Below are 320 nucleotides of genomic sequence, written 5' to 3' on the forward strand. Positions count from 1 at the left end.
GCCAGCCGTTACGCCAAAGGTATGCTCAAAGAGGTTCGTACCCACGAACCATTAACGCTGATTGATAAGCTAATTTGCGGCGCATATATTGAAGCGCGGTCCTGTGAACGGTTCGCCGCGCTGGCACCGTATCTGGATGACGATCTGCAGGCGTTTTATTTGTCGCTACTACGATCAGAAGCACGCCATTATCAGGATTACCTGGCGTTGGCACAGCAGGTTTCTGCTGACGATATCAGTAGCCGGGTGCGATTCTTTGGTGAAGTGGAAGCGTCGCTGATCCTGTCTCCAGATGATGAATTCCGCTTTCACAGCGGCGT

1 pseudogene is annotated in these 320 nt (G+C 52.2%); it reads left to right on the plus strand.

Features of this window, described 5'->3' with window-relative positions:
* A pseudogene (miaE, locus tag FDX22_RS31685) lies at positions 1–320 on the plus strand (tRNA isopentenyl-2-thiomethyl-A-37 hydroxylase MiaE); the annotation flags it as partial.

It is taken from the genome of Citrobacter sp. TBCS-14 (assembly GCF_005280805.1).
In the GTDB taxonomy this organism is placed as follows: domain Bacteria; phylum Pseudomonadota; class Gammaproteobacteria; order Enterobacterales; family Enterobacteriaceae; genus Citrobacter; species Citrobacter gillenii.